Origin of the sequence: Bacillus cereus group sp. BfR-BA-01309 (assembly GCF_022664315.1) — a bacterium.
Classification (GTDB): domain Bacteria; phylum Bacillota; class Bacilli; order Bacillales; family Bacillaceae_G; genus Bacillus_A; species Bacillus_A mobilis.
Genome location: NZ_JAKUHE010000029.1, coordinates 16,627 through 40,570, shown reverse-complemented (window position 1 = coordinate 40,570; position 23,944 = coordinate 16,627). Strand labels below are relative to the sequence as shown.

Sequence of the window (23,944 nt, the reverse complement as noted above, 5' to 3'; positions counted from 1 at the left end):
CAAACATATAGTGTTCTTACAGCTTTGATTTCGTCAGCATTATTAACAGCAAGCATTACATGGTTTGTATACACTCACCGATAAAATACCTCGCTCCCAAGATAAGCAAAATGTTAAGTAATTAAATTTCAATTTATCGGTATGCTTAATTTGAAAAACATAAGACACTTCGGTGTCTTTTTTAATATCATCGACAATTTTCCCAGTCAAACCTAATTACTATTGCTTCCACTAACCTGCTCCATTCGTGGAATAAAGATTTTTAAACAACTTTATTATTTCTGCACATTTATCATTTTAGCCAAGAAGACTCCTTCCTCAAGGAACGCGAAGTGAGTAGGTGGGAGTCTTCTTGGCTTCGAACAAGGGATGGCAGGAAGCCATCTTAATTGTTCGACATACAGAAGGTGTTACTTTACTATCTATCGAATATATGTTCTGTGTATAATAGTTATATACCGAAATGGAGGTGAATGAAATGATGATCAATAAAGCCTATAAGTTTCGTATCTATCCAAATCAAGCACAAGCAATTCTAATAAACAAGACGATTGGTTGTTCCCGCTTTGTATTCAATCATTTTCTATCCTTATGGGATCACGCATACAAAGAGACAGGAAAAGGCTTGACCTATGGTACATGCTCTGCCAAACTTCCTGCCATGAAGAAAGAGTTTGTTTGGCTGAAAGAAGTGGATAGTATTGCGATTCAGTCGTCTGTTCGCAACCTTGCCGATGCTTATACACGCTTTTTCAAAAAACAAAACAGCGCACCGCGCTTTAAATCTAAGAAAAACAACGTACAATCTTACACCACAAAACAAACAAATGAAAACATTTCTGTTGTAGGAAACAAGATAAAGTTGCCGAAACTAGGTCTTGTTCGATTTGCCAAAAGTCGCGAAGTAAAGGGACGTATTGTAAATGCTACAGTTAGACGGAACCCTTCTGGCAGATATTTTGTGTCACTATTAGTTGAAACAGAAGTACAAGAACTTCCGAAAACACATTCTTACATTGGGATAGATGTAGGACTAAAAGATTTCGCTATTTTGTCAGATGGAACACCCTATGAAAATCCGAAATTTTTCCGATCATTAGAAGATAAGTTGGCGAAAGTACAGCGTGTTCTTTCTAGAAGAATGAAAGGATCTTCTCGTTGGAATAAACAACGAGTAAAAGTAGCTAGAATTCATGAATATATATCAAATGCTAGAAAAGATTACTTGGACAAAATCTCAACTGAAATCATCAAAAACCACGATGTTATCGGTATAGAGGATTTGCAAGTATCGAATATGTTAAAAAATCGTAAGTTAGCAAAAGCAATTAGTGAAGTATCTTGGTCACAGTTTCGAACCATGTTGGAATATAAAGCAAAATGGTATGGCAAACAAGTCATTGTCGTATCGAAAACATTTCCTTCCAGCCAATTATGTTCTTGTTGTGGATATCAAAACAAAGACGTTAAAAACCTAAACCTACGTAAATGGGACTGTCCTTCTTGTCGTACACACCATGATAGGGATATTAACGCAAGTATCAATATAAAGAATGAAGCAATAAAGCTTCTAACCGCAAGGACTGCGGGGTTAGCCTAATCAATTAGAGTTCGATAGAACTCTTTACTTAGGAATCCCTCACTTCTAAACGAAGTGAAAGTGGGGGTAGTTCAAAACGCTGAATTTGATTTAGGCATGATAGAAAACACTTGTATTGCTAACAATGTAGAATTTAAGGATTTTAAATCCACATGTGTTATGAAAATGTACGGCGATTATGTTGATTCAAAAAAATGGATTTCATTAAGTGATGCAACGGAATTAACGATTAAGCATCGAGCAGCAGCTGACTGTTTTGCTGTCCTGGAATTATTTCAACAACTCAAAAATAATCAAATAGATTAAAATACTGTAAATAGGGCTAAATTACTAACATAAAAATAAGCACATCCTGTAAAAACGGATGTGCTTATTTTTAAATTTTTATGCGTTTTTACATTTTAAGAAAATAACTCCACCAACAATTAACAGTAATGCGCCTGCAGCCATAGAGATCCAACTTGTAAAGTCAGCACCTGTTTGCGGTAACCATCCAATTTTAGATTGAACTTCTTTCTTAGGTTGTGGTTGTTCTTTTACTTGCTCTTTTGGTTGTTCTGAAGTTGGAGTATTTTTATCTTGATGCGGCTGTTCTGGTTTTGGTTGCTCCGGTTTTACTTCTTTAAATTTCACCGTTTGACCCTTATCTTCAATGTCAACGTGTATAGCTACCAAGACATTATCTTGATACAATTCTTCAAACACTACCACTTCTTTTCCTTGTAATGCAGAAGCATTAAATGTGAAATCGAGTGTGATAGAACCATTTTTCTCTTTTGGAGTAAACTTAGATTCTACTGTTACTTCTTTACCATCAACTAATAATGGTTTTTTTGTTGCTTTATCCATTAGTTTACCTTTTACTACGTACTCTTTACCCACGATTAAGTCTTTGTATTCCACTTTATCTTGGATTGTTACAGTTTTAGAAGCGTCTAACTCTTTAGAACCATCAGCTTTATTTGTAGCTGTCGTTTTAACAGAAGGCTCTACAAATCGAACTGTTTGACCTACATCGTTAATATCAGCGTGAGTTGCTATTACTTGACCTTCATGTAATAATTCTTCAAACACTACTACTTCTCTTCCTTGCTGTTCAGCACCAACAAAAGTAAAGTCTAATGTTACAAAACCATTCTTTTCTTTTGCAATAAACTTAGTCTCAGCTGTTACTTCTTTTCCATCAATTAATAATGGTTCGTTAATAGCTTTGTTCATTAATTTTCCTTTTACAGTGTACTCTTTACCAACAACTAAGTTAGTATACTCCACTTTATCCTGAATGGTGATAGAATCCTTTGAATGAATCTCTTTTCCACCATCAGCTTTGTTTGTAGCAGTTGTTTTTACTGATGGCTTAACGAACTTAACTGTTTGACCTTTATCATTGATATCAGCATGTGTAGTAACAACTTTTCCGTCTTTCAGTAACTCTTCGAATACTACTACTTCTTTTTCTTCTAAACCAGTTGCATCAAATGTGAAGTCTAATGTAATAGAACCGTTTGCTTCTTTTGGTGTAAACTTCGTTTCAGCTGTTACTTCTTTACCATTTACAACGAATGGTTTATTAGTCTTTTTATCCATTAATTTACCTTTTAAAGTGTACTCTTTACCTACTTGTAGGTCTTTGTATTCCACTTTATCTTGGATTGTTACAGACTTAGAAGTGTGCATTTCTTTTGTGCCGTCTTTTTTATCAGATGCTGTTGTTTTAATTGAAGGAATCTTCTCATCTTTGACGGTATGTTTAATTATTTGACCATTCTCTTTGATTTCAAAAGAAAACGTCTCTTCATTTAAGATATAACCGTTTGGTGCAATAGTTTCTTTATATGTGTATTTTCCAAATGGTAGCTTTTCAAATTTAGCGATACCTTTATCATCTGTTTTACCTTTTACTACTTCTTTTCCTGCTTCGTTATAAATCGTAAATTCTGCATTTGGAAGCTTATTGTTTCCATCCGCAACATCTACCTTTGTAATTTCCAGATCACCTTTGATTAGATGATTAACTGCTAATAGCTCAATAATTTTTCCATGTTCCTTTATTTCGAACACAATTGGTTCTGTAACAAGAACATAACCGTTTGGTGAAGTCTTTTCTACAAATGAATACTTACCATACGCTAGATCTTTAACGTTAATCTCACCGTTTTTATCTGTCTTATATTCACCAATTACTTTTCCACTTGCATCTTTTAACTCGAATACTGCACCTTCTAACTTTTTACTAATATCTTCTGTATCTACTTTTAATAGTTTTACACTACCTTTTACTTCGGTATTTTCTACTGTAAAAGTAAGTGTTTTATTGTGCTCTTTAATTTCAAAAGGATACTTTGTTTTATTTCCAATATATCCATTTGGTGTTTTTGTCTCTAAGAAATAATACTTACCAAATGTAAGGCCTTCAACCTTTGCAATTCCATTTTCATTTGTTACTGCCTTCTTCACTTCTTTTCCATCTTCATTAAAAACAGTGAATTCAACATTAGGTAGCACTTTACCTGAATCACTAAGTTTTTTTATTTCAATGTTTCCCTTTGCCTTATTGTTTACTATTTGAACAGCCCCAGTTTCTCCTGTCTTAACCTCAATGGTTTGTGGTTTATCACCTAAAACATAGCCTGTTGGCGCTTTTATTTCTTTTACAGTATAAGTACCAATTGGTAGGTTATTTAATTCTGCAATACCATCAGCACCAGTCGTAATTTTTCCAACTGAATCATTATTCGCATTAAAAACCTCGAATACCGCACCAGCTAATACTTCTCCACTTTCTCCAACTTTTTTAATTTTTAAAGAACCAGCTGCTTCCCAATTTACTGCAAGGTCACTACTAAGCTTTTCTTCATTTCTTTCTAGTAATACTGTAGCATTCTGAACAGTATCCGTACCGCGGTAAGCAATTGCTTGAACTTTTGTTAAGTTTGCAGCAACACTTAGATTAAATTCACCTGTTTTTGTATTTTTAGGAATTTGGATACGAAACTTCTCTCCAACTGAAAGCTGATCTTTCACTTCACCATTTTCACTAACAATTTTTACTCCATTAGGTGCATTTTTCGCTACTATTTTATAAGAACCACTCTTCGCATTTGTTTGTACTGTATATAGATTCGTTTCGAAGAACTCACCCTTTAATTCTGCTTTTTGCTTTTCAGCTGGGATAACATTCATAAAAATATCTTGAGTATCTTCACTTGTGTTTGCAGCATTAATAATTGCCTTAGCCGCTTTTTCAACATTTTTATTCTCATGTTTTAATTCATTTACATCAAGTTGACCTAATGCATTCCAAACCGCAAGCTGAGTTGCATAATGTGCTTCGTTCTTATTAGCTACTCCCAGTTGTTCTGCACTTTTTTGTGGGAAACCATTTAATAAGACCCTATATACTACATTATCTGTTTTCCCCATTTCAGGAAGATCTTCACCATTTGGTGATTTTAATCCAAGAGTTAAGCAATAAGCAATTTGACCGCTTGAATTTTTAATAATTTCAGTTCGAATGTACTTACCTAGACTATCACTATAACTCCAGTCCATTGAATATTTCTCGTGCGTCATAACCTCTGCACTAGCCCTTGGTAAAAATACATTAAGGAATAATGCCAGTACTGATAATAATGTAAAAACTCTTATAATAACTCTCTTACCCAATTTTGAAACCTCCCTAAAATAAATTAATCCGATTGTACATCGCGATATCTAAAACATTCACGACCAACCCGAGTATCATTATAAAACAACAAATTACAAATATTAAATGCATTTAATGAAAAATTCGAAAAATTTACACATTTTAATATTTTTCAAGTTTTCAAATGAAATCACTATATACAAACCTCAAAACACGCCCACAATTAACAAAACAAATATGTATGTTAAGTATGTTAATAGCAGTTCTTTTACTCAAGTTATTAATTCCCCACATTTTTTTAGCTAGGGGAATAGGCAGATTCAATTCCCCTGTTCTTCATTCTGTTAGGGCTCAACAATAATTATGAAAACTAAATTTCAAGTCTATTTATAGGTACTACAGTCTCAAAAACTCGGAAAAGGAGGCGCTAAAATAATGAGGAAAGTAATTTAAATTTTAGGTATCACTCTAGGATTGGTAGCCGTTTTTCAGATTTAGTTTTACCTCAAACAACATTACTCAAAATGCTGAACATGGGGGAAGCATTTTAATACTTAAAAAGAGCCATACAATCTGGCTCTTTTTTCATGACATTACTTTGCCTTTTATGGGGGGAATATTTGGTGTATAAGAATCAGCACGCTTTAAAATCAATTTATTGCTTGCAACGGCTTTCATTTGTTGCAATTGTAGCATAATTCATGAATCCTCCCCTTTGTAAACAATATTTACTTCTGTCTCTCTACTTCTAATTTGTTACCTTTACTATCTACCATTCTTAAAGAACCTGCTCTCAAGAACTCCACAGTATAATCTACTACCGCATTCATTTGTCTAGCATCTATCTTCTTACCGTCTTTAACAAATTCAGTCGGAATCATAGTTACTTGCTTCTTGTCTGCATTATATAACCACGTACCTGTCATATGGTTATCTTCATAAGAAGACTTACCAGTATCATCATAAGCCGTGAATGAATTATCTTCTTTAAGGTCTAAACCTTTATGAAACTCAGAACCTCTGTAACTACCCCACGCGCCAAATAACTCTTTACCGTCTGCGGATAATTGTACGTTACCATTATCAGAAGTAGTTGACGACTTAGAGTCGGTCTTCGTATCTACATCGAAACCTAAGGCTTTTGCTTCCTTCTCATTATGGGATTCAATAGGGTCGAATCCTTTATGCCAGTACTTGTTACCCTCATTAATCAAGTCCATTGACTTTTTAGACTTTTCTCTATCTTCGTCTGTTACTTTTCCTTTACCCTTCATAATTTCTACTTGAAGTGCATAGGCTTCACTATAACAGTCTACTGCTTTTAAAATCTCTTTATGAGCGTCTTCAAACTCTTTTGGTGGGTCTATCTTCTTAAACTTAGCGATAATCTTTTGCAACTCAGACTCTTCTTTTAGAATTTCTTTCTTTAAGTCAGTTTCCTTTTTAGTTTTATCCATAGCTATCTCAGTTATTACTGTAATTTTCTGCACTAACTCAGAAGATAAACCAGTCATTCGAGTTGGATACTTCTCTTTTGACAGCTTTTCTTTCGTTTCTGATTTAGATTCTACTTTTTCTTTTGGCTTTGCGTCTGTTTTATCGGTACCACAACCTGCCAATAGCATGAACGGTATCACAAACGTTACTAGTTTCTTTGCTTTCACTATGCCCCATCCCCTTAGAAAAAATTGTATTAAATTAACATATTGTACCATAACATAATTTGTATAAATAAGATAGAAAGTTTATCCATCATTAGTTAAAATGTAGACTCTACATAAAAAAAGCACTTGAACATTAAATAGCTGTTCGAGTGCCTTATTTCTCCCTATTTTTCATGTAATTTTAAAAAGAGCCTCCAATTAAAGTTATGTCAATTACAATAAGTGAAAAGAAAAATATATATTCAATCATACTTCCTGTTCTTGTATATATCGGAAATCTTATTTTCATTTTCAAAGGATAAAGCAATTGAATCCCACTTGGTGTAAGGGCATCTAATACTAGATGACTTAATACCCCAATAAACATTCCTATATATATCATGGGGTACTGGGGTACTAGATACTTAAGAAGTGCCGTTATACCAAACAAAAAGATTATACTGTGTGTTATTGTACGGTGACCAAAAGTTTTATTGATACCCCAAGATAATAAAGGTATTTTTCTTCCTAAAGTGGATCCTTGATGACAAATATCTGGTATTAATGCCCCAATTATTGATGTGGCCGTTAATAAATATGGATCATCACCTATTCCCGCATAATTATGTGCAATTAAAGCCAATGCTGCTCCTGCTGCTACATGTGTCGGTCCTCTCAAATATATCCTCCTTTCTATTATTCAAGCTTTATCTTAACAGTTGGCGAAAATATAATATCCTTTCACCCAGCGCTCTTTTAACCATCTCAGTTTATATTCCATGCTTGGTGTATAAGTTGCTGCAGAATCCATTAAGTTATATCTATCTAAAATCTCCAAACATCTATTAGGATTCGTTAAAGTATTTAGAAATTCCAAGTCCTCGCTTTCGAGAGACTTCCATACAATTCCTTTAAAATTAATTGGCAGCAGTTCTAATATCATATCTCTATCCAAACCTGATGTTCCTAAGAAATTTTGAAGATGAGAGAGAGATAAATAACTCCAGTTTGTACTTTGGTATTCTTCCCCTAAAAATGTATATCGATTTAAGTCATTACAATTTAATTCATAACTCTTTATTGCTTCTATTCCCCATTTCATCTTTTTCCCCCACAATCATTATTTCCGTAATCAACCGATAGTTATGTTCACAAATCCCCTATTATAAAAAAAGATCCAAGCATCAGTAATACGCTCAGATCTCTGTTTAATAATTAGATTAAATAAAACTTTATTGGCCTCTTTTTAGAAAATTAAATATGTTCCCCATGATCCATAAATACTTCAATTGATTCTAGTTGTGGTACGTCTTTTACATTAGTAAAACCAAAAGTAAAAACGGTGGACAACATCATCATTAATAAGATAGCTTTTTTCATTTTAGCGCCCTTCTTTCTTTGCTTATTTTGTCTGCGTCTAAAGCAATGTGTAAATATTTGCTTGCCTTTTCATGATTTTTTGAATTGTAGAATTGGTCACCTAAAAGAGAAGCATACTCTTTTACCCACTCATATAATTCTTCTGCTTCAAAATACGAAATACCTTCTATAACTAATTTCTCAAATTCTTCGAGTGGCGCTTTATTATGTAATGCCCTTAAGATTTCGAAATGATGACGATAACCTACATCACTAAGCTTATAACCTTGTTCAATATATTCATTAGCAATAGTATGCTTTCCTAGCTTGAAATGTTCTCTCGCTAAAAGAAACATAGTTTTAAAGTTATTCTCTAATGAATTCTCTAAATGTTTAACTGCTAACTCTGGCATATTTTGACTTGCATATAAAAGTCCTAAATTATGCTTAACGCGTTTAATTAGAATTTCATCACCTGATTTTTTGAAGGTGTCTAATGCTGAAAGTAAATATTCTTCTGCATTTTCAAATTCATTTAGTCGTATGTTTGCCATTCCTAAAGTATTTAAACATGCTGCTATTTTCAGTTCATATCCTGCGTTATTTATAAATATTTCATTTGCCTTCATAGCATATTGAATTGCTAGAATTGGTTTCATTATATGGTAGTAGTAAACAGCAAGCCAATAATTAAATTCTGCTTTTTCAATTTCATCATGCATGTAATCTAGAAGCTTTTCAGCTTCTTCAAAATGAACCCTTGCTTCACTATTGTTGGCCGTATTGATGGCGTAAATAGCTTTAAATAAATGATAATAGTACTCTAAAAATGTTTCATTTTTGTCTGGTAAAGGTTCGACTTTGTCTAAAATATCTTTTGAACCCTTCGTATCACGAATTAGAAGGCTGTACCGCGCATTTAGTAAAGCGTAATACATTAATATTGTTTCATCTTCCTTGATATAATTAATTTTACTTTCAATATCTTCTTTTATCTTTTCAGACTGTAATACACGTTGTGCAATCATAGCTTGATACCAGTCATTTAATAATTTGGTGATTTTTTCGTTAGAAATGAGGTTAACACTCATCTGCTCCTACCCCCTTTTATCAAATATTATCATGGCATACTTGCATTTATAAATATATTCGCAATATTTCAACTTGAGAAACTTATTTTTGAATATTCACAGAAGAAAATGAAGAAAGTAATTCAAGTTTTAGGTATCACTCTAGGATTAGTAGCCGTTTTTGGTTGTACTTCAAACAACACAATACAAAATGCTGAACACGGAGAAACATTTGCTCCAAAAGTACAGGATAACTCTATCCATTACGTAATGAGAGAACACGGAGAAATATTTTAATACTTAAAAAGAGCCATAGCATCATATATGGCTCTTTTTTATTACATTAAGTTGTACTCTTGTGTCTTTAAGTTCATATATTCAGCTGAATCCGTCAGAATTTTACTAGTAGTTGTTCTCCCGCCTAACTTCTTTACTTCATCCAATTTTATGCTGGGATTTTCACTGTCCACAAATCGCAGGATTAACTATTATATAGAAAGGGTGTAATTTATTCTATGTTGACTACACTTCCGATCATAATGACTACCAATCGGCAGAAATTAAATAGATTTTATTGAATTAAATGCAGCCATGGTTTAATTGGTATGAAAAATTCAAATAATATAAGATTATAGGGATCACTCCTCGAAAACATTGAAATTGGAAGAATGTATTTTTAAACTTTTTTCTGAAAGATGGATTAAATTTATTCATAACAAAGGGTACACTTTTCTAGTATAACATTGATTTGAAAATTATATTTTTTACAACTATAAATTCATCAAAAAGCATTAAATTATATTCCATTTCTAATACTTATTATCCTATACTTATATTTTTTATAATTTATTATTTATTATGGTATAGATATTTATTTAAAGGATTTTGTACGAAATGAACAATTGGTATTTTTAGGGATTGACAACCTGTTGCAACATCTTATTTTCTTAATTCACATAATTTTCAAATACAAAAGTGCATATGTTAATATTTGGTATATAATAAAGTTAACCCGTGGTTATAGTGTTTGCTCCGATTCAAATTATGAGATAGTTTGTTTTAACTTTTTTACATTATCTAAAAAAGAACTTGTAGGGATTCCTACAAGTTCTTTTTGTTTTTTAGTTAAATATGAACTAATTAAAATTGTAGCTTTGAAACAAAGGGTGATTAAAGATAGTCCATAAATTCATTCTTTGGCACATAAAATGAAGCTGTTTTGAAAAAAAGATTAATCAAAATACCTTCTTTTCTTCTCTGATAAGCTATTTTATAAAATATTTTAATTAAACACATTTAGGTTTCTTTATATATAAGATTATTTGATTTTGAAATTAATTCCATATATCTAAGAAATCTTCATCCTGTTTTCTCATTTGAACTAGATAGTCTTTAACCTTACTATAACTTAGACTAATTTGTGAGTGCATTAGTGACATTGTAGCAAGATAAAGCTCACTTAAATCTACATCAGAATCTTTAAATAAATTTTCCTTGTTAATTAATAAAATGTTATCCTCTTTAACATCAAGGTTATTAAAGAAAGAAAGTTTAGGTATTGAGGTTCTTGCTTTTTCTATGTTTTCCTTAGATCCTTTTTTTATAAAAGGATAATTTTTTTCCTTTAAAATACCAACAAGAATGTCATTGTTATCCACTCCATTTTTATATGAATCCAGTGGGTTTTTATATGGAGCTGATCCTATTAGATTTTCGCATTCTAATTCATCATTACTAGACTGAGCAGGTATTTTAGTCATAGATGTAATGAGTAAGTTATACTTCTTTAGACATTTGCTGCGTATACTTCTCATTATTTCACCCGAAACATCTCTTGTAACCCCGTCTACTAAGCTTGATATTTCATCAACCATGTCTTTCTTAACTTGTGTCATTATATATTGTTTTAAAAAGGTTTTCTCTCGCAATTGTAGTATATATCCTGTTGGTGGTTCTTTTTCAACATGTTCTAGGAATGAATTCAATAGGGGTTCCACCAAGACAGAGTCAAAAGTACTTCTATCTATATCGACATATATTTTAAGCATGTTTTCATAATCCGATAAGTCTTTCTTCATTAGCGACTGAAGAAAGTTTGTTTTCTTAATATGGGTTGCTATATATTTAGCAGTAAAATATTCTAAAAACGATTTGTGAATCCATTTATAATCAACACCATCTTTTGTTACTAGAGGTACATGCTGAGTTATATCAACAAATATGTCGTAAGCTTGATTCTTATTTGAAAAATAATTATCTTTTAGAACTTCTCTAATAATATTTTGTAATGGGTCAATCTCAAAATTACTTATATCCTTTATAAAGCAATAGTAAGCAAATTTTTGAAAGAAAAACTCCAGTTCATCTCTGGAGAGGTCACTACCTCTTTCCCTTTTAAATTCATCATCTTTTGTTAAATCGTGATCTGAATATAAAGCATCATAGACAGTACGATAGAAAGAAGCTTGAGTAAGAGGCAACTCTCTTTTATTTTTATAAGTAACATAGAGCAATGAAACAAACATTGGATTTTTCAAGAAGCTGTTAAAATGTTGCTCAGAGTTTTTAATGGTTTCTATTAATTCTTTTTGTAGACGATATCCGGTTATATTATCATATTTTCTTATTATCGAAAATGCCTCATCTAATTTTAGATTTCTAATTTTGTATTTTTCAAAAGTAGCAAGATTTAACCCAGCATCCGGTCTAGATGTAATAATAAATCGGTTCTTGTTAGCGTGAACTAGAAATTGTTTTAAATCTGCTGATACTTTTTCCCTATCTGAACGGGAAATTTCATCATATCCGTCTAAAAAAAATAGAAAATCTCCATCCTTAATTAGCTCTAGAATGTTTTCTTTATTGAATTCATCTGATAAATAGTTAATCTTTTTATATATTTCATCAAGAACAGAGTTATCATTTTTTAAATGTCTTAATTCGATGAATATAGGTAGTTGAATTTTTTGTTGCATAGCTGATAAAAATAAGAATTTTAGAAAAGTAGATTTTCCCATCCCTGCATTATCAAAAATTATTAGTTTAGGATGATTTTCAAAAAAACTATCATCATAATTTAACAACGTATACTCTGCTTGGTTCGCTAAATCGTTTACCCCAGCTTCTTTTAGAGTTAAAGGTTCGTATATATTCTCTAAAGATACACGTTTATCTTTTAAAGCCAGAGTAGGAATGGAACTATATTCAAAATAGCTCTTCTCTAAATAATTACTAAATTTTTTGGCTAATTCTTCATATGAATCTGCACTTATCTTTCTCTTATTAAAAACCTTCTTAATCTTAGTATCTAAATTACAGAATAGATACTTTGCTATTTCAGTTGTTACAGCCCTAGATGCAGGTTCTAATAAAAGCTTCGATACTGTATCTATAGTTTCAACTTGAGCCACATCCTAACCCCCTCGTATGTAGAAATGCTAATAAATAAATTATAAATAAAAACAATTGAAATATGTACATTTTACCAAAAAATATTTATAGATTGGAAAGTAGTAAGTTAAAATATGGTACGATTATTTATAGAATATAAAAAATGAGGTAGATAGAAATCATGAGAATACAAGAGATTGAAATATTAAATTATAAAACCACAGTAGATTTTAAGTTTAATTGTTTCAAAAATGGACTAAATGTTTTTATAGGCACAAATAATGTTGGAAAAAGCAATATTTTAGAAGCATTAAATGCTTTCTTTAATAGGAGTTATATAGATGATAATGAAGTTTCAAGATTTCTTAATCATCAAAAGGTTAATGAATATGATTACCCTGTTATAGGTATTGATTTTGATATTTCAAATTTAGGAATGTTATATGCCCACTTCCAAGCAAATAAAGACAAAAAAGGCCTTGACAAAAATGTATATGCGCAAAGTACTAATTTAGCAAACTCTCTTAAAGAGCATGTCCCTAAATTCATATATCTTTCTAGAACAAATGACCTTAAACAAACAATACAATCACTTGTTGGAATGCTTTCCTTTGAAAATAAATTATATTCAAGGATTTTAACGAATGCCAACCAATTTATGAGCGAAATATTTGATTCAACTTATAAACTCTATTTTGATTATAGAAATTTAGATAATCCACAAATTAGATTAATTGATGAATTTAATGATGATGATATATTAGAAAACAAAAGTTCTGGTACACAAATGGCAGCGTTAATTTCTTTATTACTTAGTATTGGATTAAATGATGATAGCCCCAATGGTTTTATAGTGGCTATTGATGAACCAGAAACTAGTTTACATATCGGATCTCAAAAGAAGTTATTTGGATTCTTAAAGGAACTCTCAAAGAAACACCAGGTTTTAATTACTACCCACTCTGTAGTTTTTATAGATAAGGCACATGATGAAAGTATATTTTTAGTTAAAAGAGATCATTTAGGAAGAACGGATTATCATTTAAAAGAACATAAAAATGAAAATTGGAAATCTTTAAGGGAAATTCTGGGGACAACTATATCAGATGGTTTACTTCTTGGAGAGTATAATATTGTGGTAGAAGGGCGAACAGAACAGTTTCTGTTTCCTACAATGATAGAAATTTTAGTAAGTGAAGGATTACTAAAACTTGATACATCTATGTATAATTTTATTTCCGCTGAAGGATCAGCGAAGATAGAAGCTTTTATGTCAATATTAAAAGACAAGATAGAATTACCTTTATGCTTATTTTTAGATAATGATAAATCGGGATTGAATACAAAAAAACAAATTGATAATAAAATTAAATTTAGCGGTGATTTAATAATAATCCCCAAAAAACATAACTTCCAAGAATCTGAAATTGAAGATTTTTTAGATGATGATCTTCTTTATGATTGTATCAATGAATATTATACAAGACAGATAACAACAGGTTATACCCCATTAGAAGAACTTCAATTAAAGGAACTGAGAAGTAATCTAAAATTTAATGAATTTAAAAAAAATGTAGAAGGCCACATAGCAATTAATTATCCTGAGGCAAACAAAGATTTGAATAAAATGGCTTTTTCTTTATTGATAAAAGAAAAATTGCAGTCTTCAAGTCAATTTCAGGAATTAGTTTCAAATTTTAAATACGTTGAAAAATACTTTTTAAGAAAGTAAGCTGTATCATAAAAATTTACAAAACAAAAAGGAATCCTTAACGGGTTCCTTTTTATATTCCCTTCAAAAGGTACACCTTTTGGAACATCTTAAAATCCACTCGTTTCAATACTTCAAAAAGCCCAAAAACACACTTTTGAAGTACTAAATAATTATTGACACCTTTTGAAGTATTTTCGTTCAAATTACATTAGAAACACTTCTTAAAGGATGTCTTTTTATTTTGAGTACAAGAAAAAATGGATATTTAGGGTTAGTAGGAAAGATCAAAATGTAGATTGACATCTCATCAACCTTTTGAACAATAACAGTTACTTTAATAATATTATTCCCCCTATTGAACCACCTCCTCTTTCACTTCGTTTAGAAGAGGAGGATTCCTAAGTAAAGAGTTCTATCGAACTCTAATTGATTAGGCTAACCCCGCAGTCCTTGCGGTTAGAAGTCTTATCGCTTCATTCTTTAGATTGATACTTGCGTTAATATCCCTATCATGATGTGTACAACAAGAGGGACAATCCCATTTACGTAGTTTTAGATTTTTAACGTCTTTGTTTTGATACCCACAATATGAACATAATTGACTTGAAGCAAATGTTTTCGATACGACAATGACTTGTTTGCCGTACCATTTTGCTTTGTATTCCAACATGGCTCGAAACTTTGACCAAGATACTTCATTAATTACTTTTGCTAACTTATGATTCTTTAACATATTCGATACTTGTAAATCTTCTATACCGATAACATCGTGGTTTTTGATGATTTCAGTTGAGATTTTGTCCAAGTAATCTTTTCTAGAATTCATTATATATTCATAAATTCTAGCTACTTTTATTCGTTGTTTATTCCAGCGAGAAGATCCTTTCTTTTTTCTCGAAAGAACACGTTGTGCTTTTGCCAACTTTTCTTCTAACAACCGGAAAAATTTCGGATTTTTATAGGTTGTTCCATCTGACAAAATGGCGAAATCTTTTAGCCCTACATCCATTCCAATGTAAGAATGTGTTTTCGGAAGTTCTAGCACTTCTGTTTCAACTAACAATGACACAAAGTATCTACCAGAAGGGTTCCTTCTAACTGTCGCATTTAGAATACGTCCCTTTACTTCACGACTTTTGGCAAATCGAACAAGACCTAATTTTGGTAATTTAATTTTGTTTCCTACAACTGCAATGTTTTCATTTGTTTGTTTTGTGGTATAAGATTGTACGTTTCTCTTCTTAGATTTGAAGCGTGGGGCACTGCTTTGTTTTTTAAAAAAGCGTGTATAAGCATCCGCAAGGTTTCGAACAGACAACTGAATTGCAATACTATCTACTTCTTTTAGCCAAACAAACTCTTTTTTCATGGCAGGAAGTTTAGCAGAGCATGTACCATATGTCAAACCTTTCCCTGTCTCTTTGTACGCATTATCCCATAGAAATAGGAAATGATTGAAAACAAAACGAGAACAACCAATTGTTTTATTAATTAAGATCGCTTGTGTTTTATTTGGATAGATACGGAATTTATATGCTTTATTGATAACTATTCATTTCACCTCCCTTTCAATATGTGTCTATTATAAAACAAACGTACATTCGAAAGAAGTGAAGTAATCCTAACAAATTATCCAGTAACATTTTATAAATGTTGAACAATTAATATGGCTTCCTTCCATCCCTCAGCCGAACTCTCACTTACTAGGAAATACCCCTTCACGTTCCTTTTGGAAGGGGTATTTGTAGCTAAAATGATAATTTATCCACCATTAATATATTAACAGCTCTTCATTATGGTTTAGATTGCTCCAATTGCTGTTTCATTTTCTTTTCATTTTCAGTTATAAGATTTATTAACTCCTTTTCCCTATTATTATAATAACTAGTTAGTGTTTCAAAACGAAGCTTAATAAGCTTTTCAAGACTGAGTTTTTTATGATTATCAATTATTTCTTTCTCACTTAAGTAAGAAATATTATTCTTTAAGTTATAATGCTCTTTATTAATTACATCATTAATCTCCATATGAGCCTTTTTAATATCCATAAATAAATCTGCCCACTGCGTATTCAGACTGAAGTATTGATCAATCTTCCAATTTTCCCATTCTTTATATAGTTTTTCATACTCCTTATTAAGAGTTTGGTGTAATTCATCAGCACTACTTACTGTCGCGTAATTCCCTTTTCCTGCTTCTGCAGTATTCTTTAATTGCTGCTGCTCGCTATTTTTCACATCAAATCCAATGATATTTACAACTGCATGAGTACTAGATTGGTTGAGATTTTTGGCAGCATTAACTGGGTCTCCTCCACAAGTCTCTTCTCCATCACTCACAATATATACTACGTTTAGGTTTTCTTCTCCGGTATACTCTTTAAAATCATCATTTATAGACTCTATAGCGGATGCTAACGGCGTCCAACCCTTTGGACCAAATTTAGATAAAGCAGCATTGAATTGCTCCTTATTATAAGGCTGTAATGGATACATTACCTCGGAAGATCCACATGATAAACTTTTATCATTTTCATTATTACTTCCTTTATGTCCATATACCCTTAACATTACATTGGCATTGTCCGGAATCTTATCAAGATAGTTGTAAATAGCTTTCTTAGCTGCTTCCATTTTAACTTCACCATTAACTTTACCAGCCATACTCCCGCTTGCATCAAGTAAGATCTCCACATTCAGGGATTTAGCTTTTGGTTTTATAGAATGTACATTGTCATTATTTTGTTCTTTAATCGCTAATTCAGGAATTATTCCCTCCAGTTTACTTACAGCTTCTTTATAACTTTGCGCCTGTAAATTTAGTAATTGTACATATATTTGTTCTGCACTTAAATCTTTTGGTAATTTCATCAATTCCTGATTAAGTTCATTCATTTCTTCTGATGATAGTGCTCTTTCCTTTGCGTATTTACCTGGTCCTTCTTGAATCATTAACGGGGCATTAGTAGCAAATAACGACTCATATGTCTTGGTATCCTCTTTTTTAATTTCTTTCTTGCTGATTTCCTTTTCAACTACTTCACTTTTTGGTTCATTAGATTTAGAAGGCATAGTATCTGATTTTGAACACGCAGTAATAAATACACAGAACCCCAGTGTTATTCCAATTACATTAAATAATGCTTTCCCCACTTTAAAACCTCATTTCTTCCGTCAATGAAAACAGATTCAATGTTTTACTTTTGATTAAAAATTGAAATTTGAATGGTTCTTTCCTTCTTTTCCACCTTTTCTTTAATTTCAGGCTTTTTAAACTCTAACTTATTAGCTGCTATGTTATATGACAACACAGCATCGAAAAGATCCTCCCCTTTCTTAAATCCTTTAATCGTGTTTGTTTTTCCATCTTTCAATAATTTTTTCACTTGCGCACTAGATATTTTCTTTCCTAATATCTTCTCCTTAATTTGAAAATCACAGCCTGTCGTACTATATGCTGTGCAGCCATAAAAACCTTTTTTTAGAACTACTTGACTACCGCACTTTAAACACGAACCTAGTAACTTCTTCTCCTCCTCTTTCCTTTTAGCCTCTTCAATTTTTTTAATTGAAGAATCTAAATTCCATGATTTAGAGATTTGTTCAATATCATTTAATAGCTTCACTACTAATTTTTCAACCTTACCTATAAATTACTTATAATCAATTCGACCATCTGAGATTGCCTCTAAAACATTTTCCCATTTTGCCGTTAATTCAGGTGAACACACAATCATCTTGTCACCAAGTGCATCCATTAACATCCGGCCCTTCTCTAATAAAAGTACCTTATTATTCTTATTAACTAAATATCCACGATCATATAATGTATGGATAATACCATCACGCGTAGCAACAGTACCTATTCCACTTGTTTTTTTAAGGATTTTTTGCATTTCTTTTTCTTCCATAAGTGAACCGCAATTTTCCATTAATTCAACTAGTGTTCCAGGTGTCAAATATGGGGGGGCTTTTGTCATTCCTTTACTAATTTCCGTATCAACAATTGTCCCTGTATCTCCTTCTTTTACATCCGGTAATTGGGCCACTTCTTCATTTTCCTCTTCTTGATCATCTTTCTCTTCAAATACTTGTTCTTTCTGATATAACATCTTCCAACCCAAACTCACTTCTTGTTTCCCTTTAGTTAAAAACGTTTCTGTTTCATCTACAACTGTGATAATTGAAGTAAAATCATACAATGCATCTTCGTGATGCGCGGCAATTACTCGTTTAACCACCAAGTCATATATTGCTTTTTCACCAGGATTTAATTTAGAAAAATCCTTAGGAACGTCTAATACTATAATTCCGTGATGATCTGAGACCTTTTTCTCGTTTATATACCGCGAGGACAAATCTGTACTACGTATTGGAGCAGGTAAATATTTAGAATATGACTCGGTATACTTTAACTTTTCTAAAACCGCTGAAAGGATTGGCGCTTCAGCTGCCGTAATATACGGATTATCTGCGCGGGGATAGGACAACAAACCAGCTAAATACAAGCTTTCTGCATGATGAAGAGTTTCCTTAGGATCCATTTTAAATAATTTATTAGCCGTAGATTGAAGTCTAGTTAAATCAAAAAACTGAGGTGGCTTAAATGCCTTACGTTCCTTTTTAATTTCCTTTATAATAGCTGGCTCTTCAAGCAATCGAATTGAAAGATCCTCTATTTCTTCTTCACTATCAAACCGATTATTATCTTCTTTGAACCATCTTCCTGTATATTCTTTACCGTCTATTTCAAAAGTCCCAGATAAAGTCCAAAAAGGTTCTGGTACATGTGCTTCTATTTGTTTAATACGATCGTAAACAAGACGTAGCGTCGGAGATTGGCACCTTCCAATCGAAAATACTTCCCTTTTCAAACCATTTAAATCGCCATTTTCAGCATTTCTACTTGCAAATTCTGATTGCATTCTTAGAGATACAGACCTTGATAAATTTATACCTACTAAGAAATCAGCTATCGCTCGCGCATAAGCACTATGATATAAATTCTCTTTAGATTTATAAGGAACTAATTCTTGCATTCCTTTTTTTATTGATGCTGGCGTTAGAGAAGAAATCCACAAGCATTTTGTTGGAAGGTTTCTATTTGTTACGTATTTTATTATTTCAGTAAATATTTTCATACCTTCTCTTGCTGAATCACAACAATTAATAAACATTGTAACTTTAGGATCATTAGCTAGTTTCTTTATTGTTCTAACATGTTTTTCTCTACCTTTTATTGGTTTATAAATATAATTTTTAGGCATTATAGGTAATCCTGACAAACTCCATGGAGTGTTAGTCCCCATTTTTTCTTCATCAAAAGTCAAAAGGTGACCCATACAATAGGCTACATATGCACCATCAGGAAATTCATTACAGGGCATTATCTCGTAATACAAATCATGCTTTTTATATTTTGGAAAAGCAGCTACAATTTTCTTTGCTACATCTGGTTTCTCTGCCAAACATAAATACAATCTTAACCCTCCTTATAAGCATAATAGGCTTTTACTATCCGGTTACTATTTCAATAAATCCCCCAATCGATATTAATTTATAGAAATAGTCTCCCTCATATGGATTATGGGATTTTTCACATGAAAATCTAAGAGCATAAAAAATGTTTATTTTAAAAAAACTCATAGAAGCTGTATTCCTAAATCTCACCGCATACAAAAAGAATCCATCTAATTAAATCAAAATGGATTCTTAAATATATTTTTATGCCCAACTATATTCCGTTTATGTTGTTTTATAATCAGAAAATTCGATAAAAGAAACAAGAAAAAAATATAAATACAATCGAATTATAGTATTGGGTGAAAGGTAAGCTATCTATAATGGATTTTAATTAAGAGTTTTGTTTTTTATATAACTAACTAAATAGTTTTTGGCTACAATCTCCTTTGATCAATTTTTGCAGACCATGTACCTTCTCCCCTCACTCTTGTGCCACCGTCCACTAATTTTCCTCTTAAAGAAGGATTATTATTACCAGGACGACTATCTTTTCTTAAGATTGTTACATCGTCTCCTGAGATATAAATATCAACTTTATATGTTACAACGTCCCCGTCTTCATTTAATTGATCATAACAGTCAAAAGTATTGGTTTCACCATCTCGTTTCCAAATTCCATTCCATCTACCATTACTATATAACCAAGTGTAGCCAAGTGGCGACGGAACAGTTTGATTTGGCAATATGTTATTCAATAAATAGTCGTCACACTTAATTTCCTTACATTCTTGATTATCAGTGGATGCCACATTGAATGTTGTTGCTGTGGCTTTTAACTTATCTAATTGCTCACTTATTTTCAAAATATATTCTTCTACCTTTATTTTGTCCAACCCAGGAAATAGTTCCATATTATCAAGAGCATACTGAAGGTCATTTCTTTGTCGAATAAACCGGTCATAAATTCTTGCAATTTTTTCAAGACAGTTTTGCCTTTCAATTATAGGAATTTCTTTAACGTCTGGGTGTGGAATTTGGCTATAAGGAAAAATTAACACCGAAAAAGGGATCGCCTTTTCATTTAACACACTTGCTGGAAAATTCATAGCATCTTTAATCAATTGCTCTGGTGAAATAGGTTGTAGAGCCCCTTCAGATCCATCACGAATTATAGTTGCTTTTAATTTATAAGATGAAGTAAGTTTATTTAATGCTTGCTCAAAAGATCCTGAAGCCGAAGCACTCATTACACCTACCATAGCTTTCCCTGATAACTCAGCTTTGATTGAACGATATTCTTCAGCAGACTTACTTTCAATCTCTAAAATCCCATAATATTCTCCACCACTGATAAGTCCATAAATAAAATGAGTTCCATATTGATTTAAGAAACTATTTTGATTTGTTGCATACAAAAGTTGTGCTTTATCACTCATTTTTATCTGAGTAAGATCTAATAATGTTTGTTGATTTTGCACATGTACCTTGACCAACACATATATAGAGAAGCTATTTTGCTTAAGTGCTTGGACCAAGCTAATTTTTGCTGAACCGCTCCCTGTCATTCCATAGGACATAGACGCACTAACAGATACACCTACTTGTTCTGCCAAACTGAGTGAATTGCTTAACATCTCTACACTAAATTGTACTTTTTGACCACTCGCTTGAACAACAGGACGCAACAAGTTTACGTTATCTAATGCCGATGATACTAAGCCATTATTTGTTATTACATCATAACCTAAGCCTAAATTCATGCCATTTTGATATGGAATCTCTTTCATTTTTGATCTCCTTTTTATTATAAATGTGAATAGTTTGTTCCTTTTTCCATAGTTTTATGTTTTTTTATTTAAATTTCAAATTGACTATAACACCTACTAAAAAATTGTTGTTTTTAACCAACAAAGTTAATTATTTTTTCATTTTTCTATATAATTATCCAAACCCTCTTCATAGTTATATTCAATCATCATGTTCTTTAATTAATTTACTTAATTGGTATTCCTCACTTCACTAATATGCTGTTATATCATCTTATATTAAAACCCCCCCATTAGATAAATCAATCTAAAAGGGGGAGAATTACATTTCTAAATGATCAGTTTTTGTAAATCTTATTATTTCTCTAAAATACTAATGGATAAAATCCTCCTAACAAAATAGATAAAAAATTTAATAAAAATATTAAGTCTCCTCTATATGAACAGAGATATTTGACCGCATTCCTCTCCTTGTATTTTTACTTCTGTAGCAGGACAATTAACGATTTGTTTCTTTCTGTGATTTGTACTAATTCCTTCACGAATTGCACTGAGCAACAACTGATTAATACCTAGATTATAATACTTATTATTCATAGTACCAGGTTCCTCAGTCCATCCTAACCAATTAAATATAACTTTCCGTGCCTCTTCTATTGTTCTAATATTCGAAGAGCAGATTATAAATTTCAATTTATTCCACACCACTTTAAAATCACTATTGTCATAGCAAGAAGGGAAACAAAAGTAACTCTTTCTTGTTATACGCTGCCTTTCTTTTAAAAAGGAAAATAATTCTCCTTTTTCAAAAGGATAATCTACATCCACATAAAAAATAGGATTTTCATTTTTGGTTTTTTGCTTATTCACTTTCATATCAGGTAAAAGCACAAGCTCACCATCATAATTAAAGTCTTTCGGTATAACTTCATTCCTTGATACGCGAATACCTTCTGTTTCGTACCAGGCATCTAGAATGGCTTCTATCTCGTCTTCCTCAATCAATGTATATTGTGATTTCTCTTGTGCATACAGTAAATATTCAAGTAATATAAAACGCCCTTCAAAAGATATTCCACCAGGTATATATCCTTCATCACTAGCACGATTAAAACTCTCGTAGTAGTGCATATCTTGATATTCTTCATCACAAAGTTGGAAGATGTCTAATTCACTATTATTAAGGGTGTCACCTTTTAAAATTTTATTGTACACAGGTCTTGGTTTTATGCTACGATACCTACAATCATTACGCATTTTAATAACAAGGGTTTTCCAATCTAATAGGAATTGATAACTAGATTTCCCTTCCGCGATCAATCGCTTTAACATCTTATCTTCAGATACAACTCCACATGACCAGCAACCACTCCTTGCACCGTTCATTGAACATGCAGAACCAATATCATTTGCACTTGTCTTAATACCACACTCTAGCATTTCCTCGCCATATTGAATTGTCATCTCTTCCACTTCAATCCCATAACTTAATGTTCCTCGATCCATTAGTTCAAAAAACACCTCATCAGAAGTTAAAAACTTTATGGGATGGAAATACTTAATTCTAGGCATATCTGGATGTTCAGCAAAGTATGAGGCAACATCATCTTCAATTGAAGCAATACTCCTTCTGCGACGTGCACTCTCTTCATTCCTTACACCGTTATAAAGTAAAACATCAAAATCATCATTTACTATATCCATAGGAATTTCATTTAAGATTTCTTTCAATTTACTCTGCATCGGCAGGAGTTTCAAATGGCTTGTGCACCATCTATTTCTTACATTTCCTAATGGAATTGAAGTACCCCGCCCTAGTAATTTATAAAAAAATCTACTTTTCATTGGTGGTTTCACCATATGAACCACAAACGGCATTTTTCCCTTATTATGAAACTCACCAGCTGCATATCTCTTAATTTGTTCTAAGCATCTATATTGATAAGCAGTCATTTCTGGCGTCTCAACACCCGTATCAGCACAAATTATATGAACCATGTGAATACGTTCCTCTGGTTTCATATCCTCTAATGTTTCACATAATAGTTGCAGTACAAGTGAAGAATCCTTTCCTCCACTCATCGCAACCATGTGAGTCTTATATTTTAAATATACTTCCTTCATTTTCTGCTTTATTAATTTAATTTCATCTAAAGAGTTTTTGTTCATTTTTTTACCCAATATTACAATAAAAAACACAAAGGGATTTCCCCTTTGTGCATATTGCAACAAAGGGTTATCCCCCTTTCGTTTATGTTATTTACTACATGCGTAGTCTTTAATGAAGCAGCAGG

General features: G+C 32.0%; 15 protein-coding genes and 1 pseudogene. 3 read left to right on the top strand and 13 right to left on the bottom strand.

What is annotated here, in order from left to right:
- Positions 1-478: 478 nt before the first annotated feature.
- Both tnpB (MR115_RS28040) and MR115_RS28035 read left to right on the top strand, forming a co-directional pair.
- A complete protein-coding gene (tnpB, locus tag MR115_RS28040) occupies positions 479-1,600 on the top strand; it encodes an IS200/IS605 family element RNA-guided endonuclease TnpB (RefSeq protein ID WP_242243535.1) in 1,122 nt (373 codons plus the stop codon).
- 72 nt (positions 1,601-1,672) lie between these two features.
- Positions 1,673-1,906 (top strand): annotated as a pseudogene (locus MR115_RS28035) (3'-5' exonuclease); the annotation flags it as partial.
- 78 nt (positions 1,907-1,984) lie between these two features.
- Here MR115_RS28035 and MR115_RS28030 read toward each other — a convergent pair.
- From MR115_RS28030 to MR115_RS28000, 7 genes are all read right to left on the bottom strand, one after another.
- On the bottom strand, positions 1,985-5,266 hold the full coding sequence (locus MR115_RS28030; protein ID WP_242243534.1) for a VaFE repeat-containing surface-anchored protein: 3,282 nt from the start codon (positions 5,264-5,266) through the stop codon (positions 1,985-1,987).
- Positions 5,267-5,974: 708 nt separating this feature from the next.
- Entirely contained in the window at positions 5,975-6,910 is a 936-nt protein-coding gene (locus MR115_RS28025; RefSeq protein WP_242243550.1) for a DUF7018 domain-containing (lipo)protein, read from the bottom strand.
- A 181-nt stretch (positions 6,911-7,091) separates the two neighbouring features.
- Positions 7,092-7,568, bottom strand: a complete 477-nt coding sequence (locus MR115_RS28020) for a metal-dependent hydrolase (protein WP_098939085.1) — start codon at positions 7,566-7,568, stop codon at positions 7,092-7,094.
- A 33-nt stretch (positions 7,569-7,601) separates the two neighbouring features.
- Complete coding sequence (locus tag MR115_RS28015; RefSeq protein WP_242243533.1) at positions 7,602-7,991, bottom strand: hypothetical protein; 390 nt, start codon at positions 7,989-7,991, stop codon at positions 7,602-7,604.
- Positions 7,992-8,143: 152 nt separating this feature from the next.
- Positions 8,144-8,269 carry an aspartate phosphatase gene (locus tag MR115_RS28010; RefSeq protein ID WP_242243531.1) on the bottom strand — a complete coding sequence of 42 codons (126 nt, stop codon included), beginning with the start codon at positions 8,267-8,269 and terminating at the stop codon, positions 8,144-8,146.
- The gene (locus tag MR115_RS28005; RefSeq protein ID WP_242243530.1) at positions 8,266-9,339 is read right to left on the bottom strand and encodes a response regulator aspartate phosphatase; all 1,074 of its coding nucleotides are present in this window, start codon (positions 9,337-9,339) and stop codon (positions 8,266-8,268) included. The genes MR115_RS28010 and MR115_RS28005 overlap by 4 nt, the downstream gene beginning before the upstream one ends.
- A gap of 1,313 nt (positions 9,340-10,652) precedes the next feature.
- Positions 10,653-12,728 carry an NACHT domain-containing protein gene (locus MR115_RS28000; protein WP_242243529.1) on the bottom strand — a complete coding sequence of 692 codons (2,076 nt, stop codon included), beginning with the start codon at positions 12,726-12,728 and terminating at the stop codon, positions 10,653-10,655.
- Between the two features lie 161 nt (positions 12,729-12,889).
- On the opposite strand from MR115_RS28000, the gene MR115_RS27995 reads away from it, so the two are divergent.
- Entirely contained in the window at positions 12,890-14,440 is a 1,551-nt protein-coding gene (locus MR115_RS27995) for an ATP-dependent nuclease (RefSeq protein ID WP_242243527.1), read from the top strand.
- A 412-nt stretch (positions 14,441-14,852) separates the two neighbouring features.
- Here MR115_RS27995 and tnpB (MR115_RS27990) read toward each other — a convergent pair whose 3' ends face one another.
- From tnpB (MR115_RS27990) to MR115_RS27965, 6 genes are all read right to left on the bottom strand, one after another.
- Complete coding sequence (tnpB, locus tag MR115_RS27990; RefSeq protein ID WP_242243548.1) at positions 14,853-15,974, bottom strand: IS200/IS605 family element RNA-guided endonuclease TnpB; 1,122 nt, start codon at positions 15,972-15,974, stop codon at positions 14,853-14,855.
- Between the two features lie 241 nt (positions 15,975-16,215).
- Positions 16,216-17,574: a VWA domain-containing protein gene (locus tag MR115_RS27985; RefSeq protein WP_242243525.1), complete on the bottom strand. Its 1,359-nt coding sequence runs from the start codon at positions 17,572-17,574 to the stop codon at positions 16,216-16,218.
- Positions 17,575-17,618: 44 nt separating this feature from the next.
- The gene (locus tag MR115_RS30115; protein WP_242243523.1) at positions 17,619-18,047 is read right to left on the bottom strand and encodes a topoisomerase C-terminal repeat-containing protein; all 429 of its coding nucleotides are present in this window, start codon (positions 18,045-18,047) and stop codon (positions 17,619-17,621) included.
- Between the two features lie 27 nt (positions 18,048-18,074).
- Positions 18,075-19,901 (bottom strand): DNA topoisomerase, encoded by a 1,827-nt coding sequence (locus tag MR115_RS27975; protein WP_242243521.1) that lies wholly within the window; start codon positions 19,899-19,901, stop codon positions 18,075-18,077.
- Between the two features lie 417 nt (positions 19,902-20,318).
- Positions 20,319-21,671: an MAC/perforin domain-containing protein gene (locus MR115_RS27970; RefSeq protein ID WP_242243519.1), complete on the bottom strand. Its 1,353-nt coding sequence runs from the start codon at positions 21,669-21,671 to the stop codon at positions 20,319-20,321.
- Positions 21,672-22,085: 414 nt separating this feature from the next.
- The gene (locus MR115_RS27965; RefSeq protein ID WP_242243518.1) at positions 22,086-23,882 is read right to left on the bottom strand and encodes a phosphoadenosine phosphosulfate reductase domain-containing protein; all 1,797 of its coding nucleotides are present in this window, start codon (positions 23,880-23,882) and stop codon (positions 22,086-22,088) included.
- Positions 23,883-23,944 lie beyond the last annotated feature (62 nt).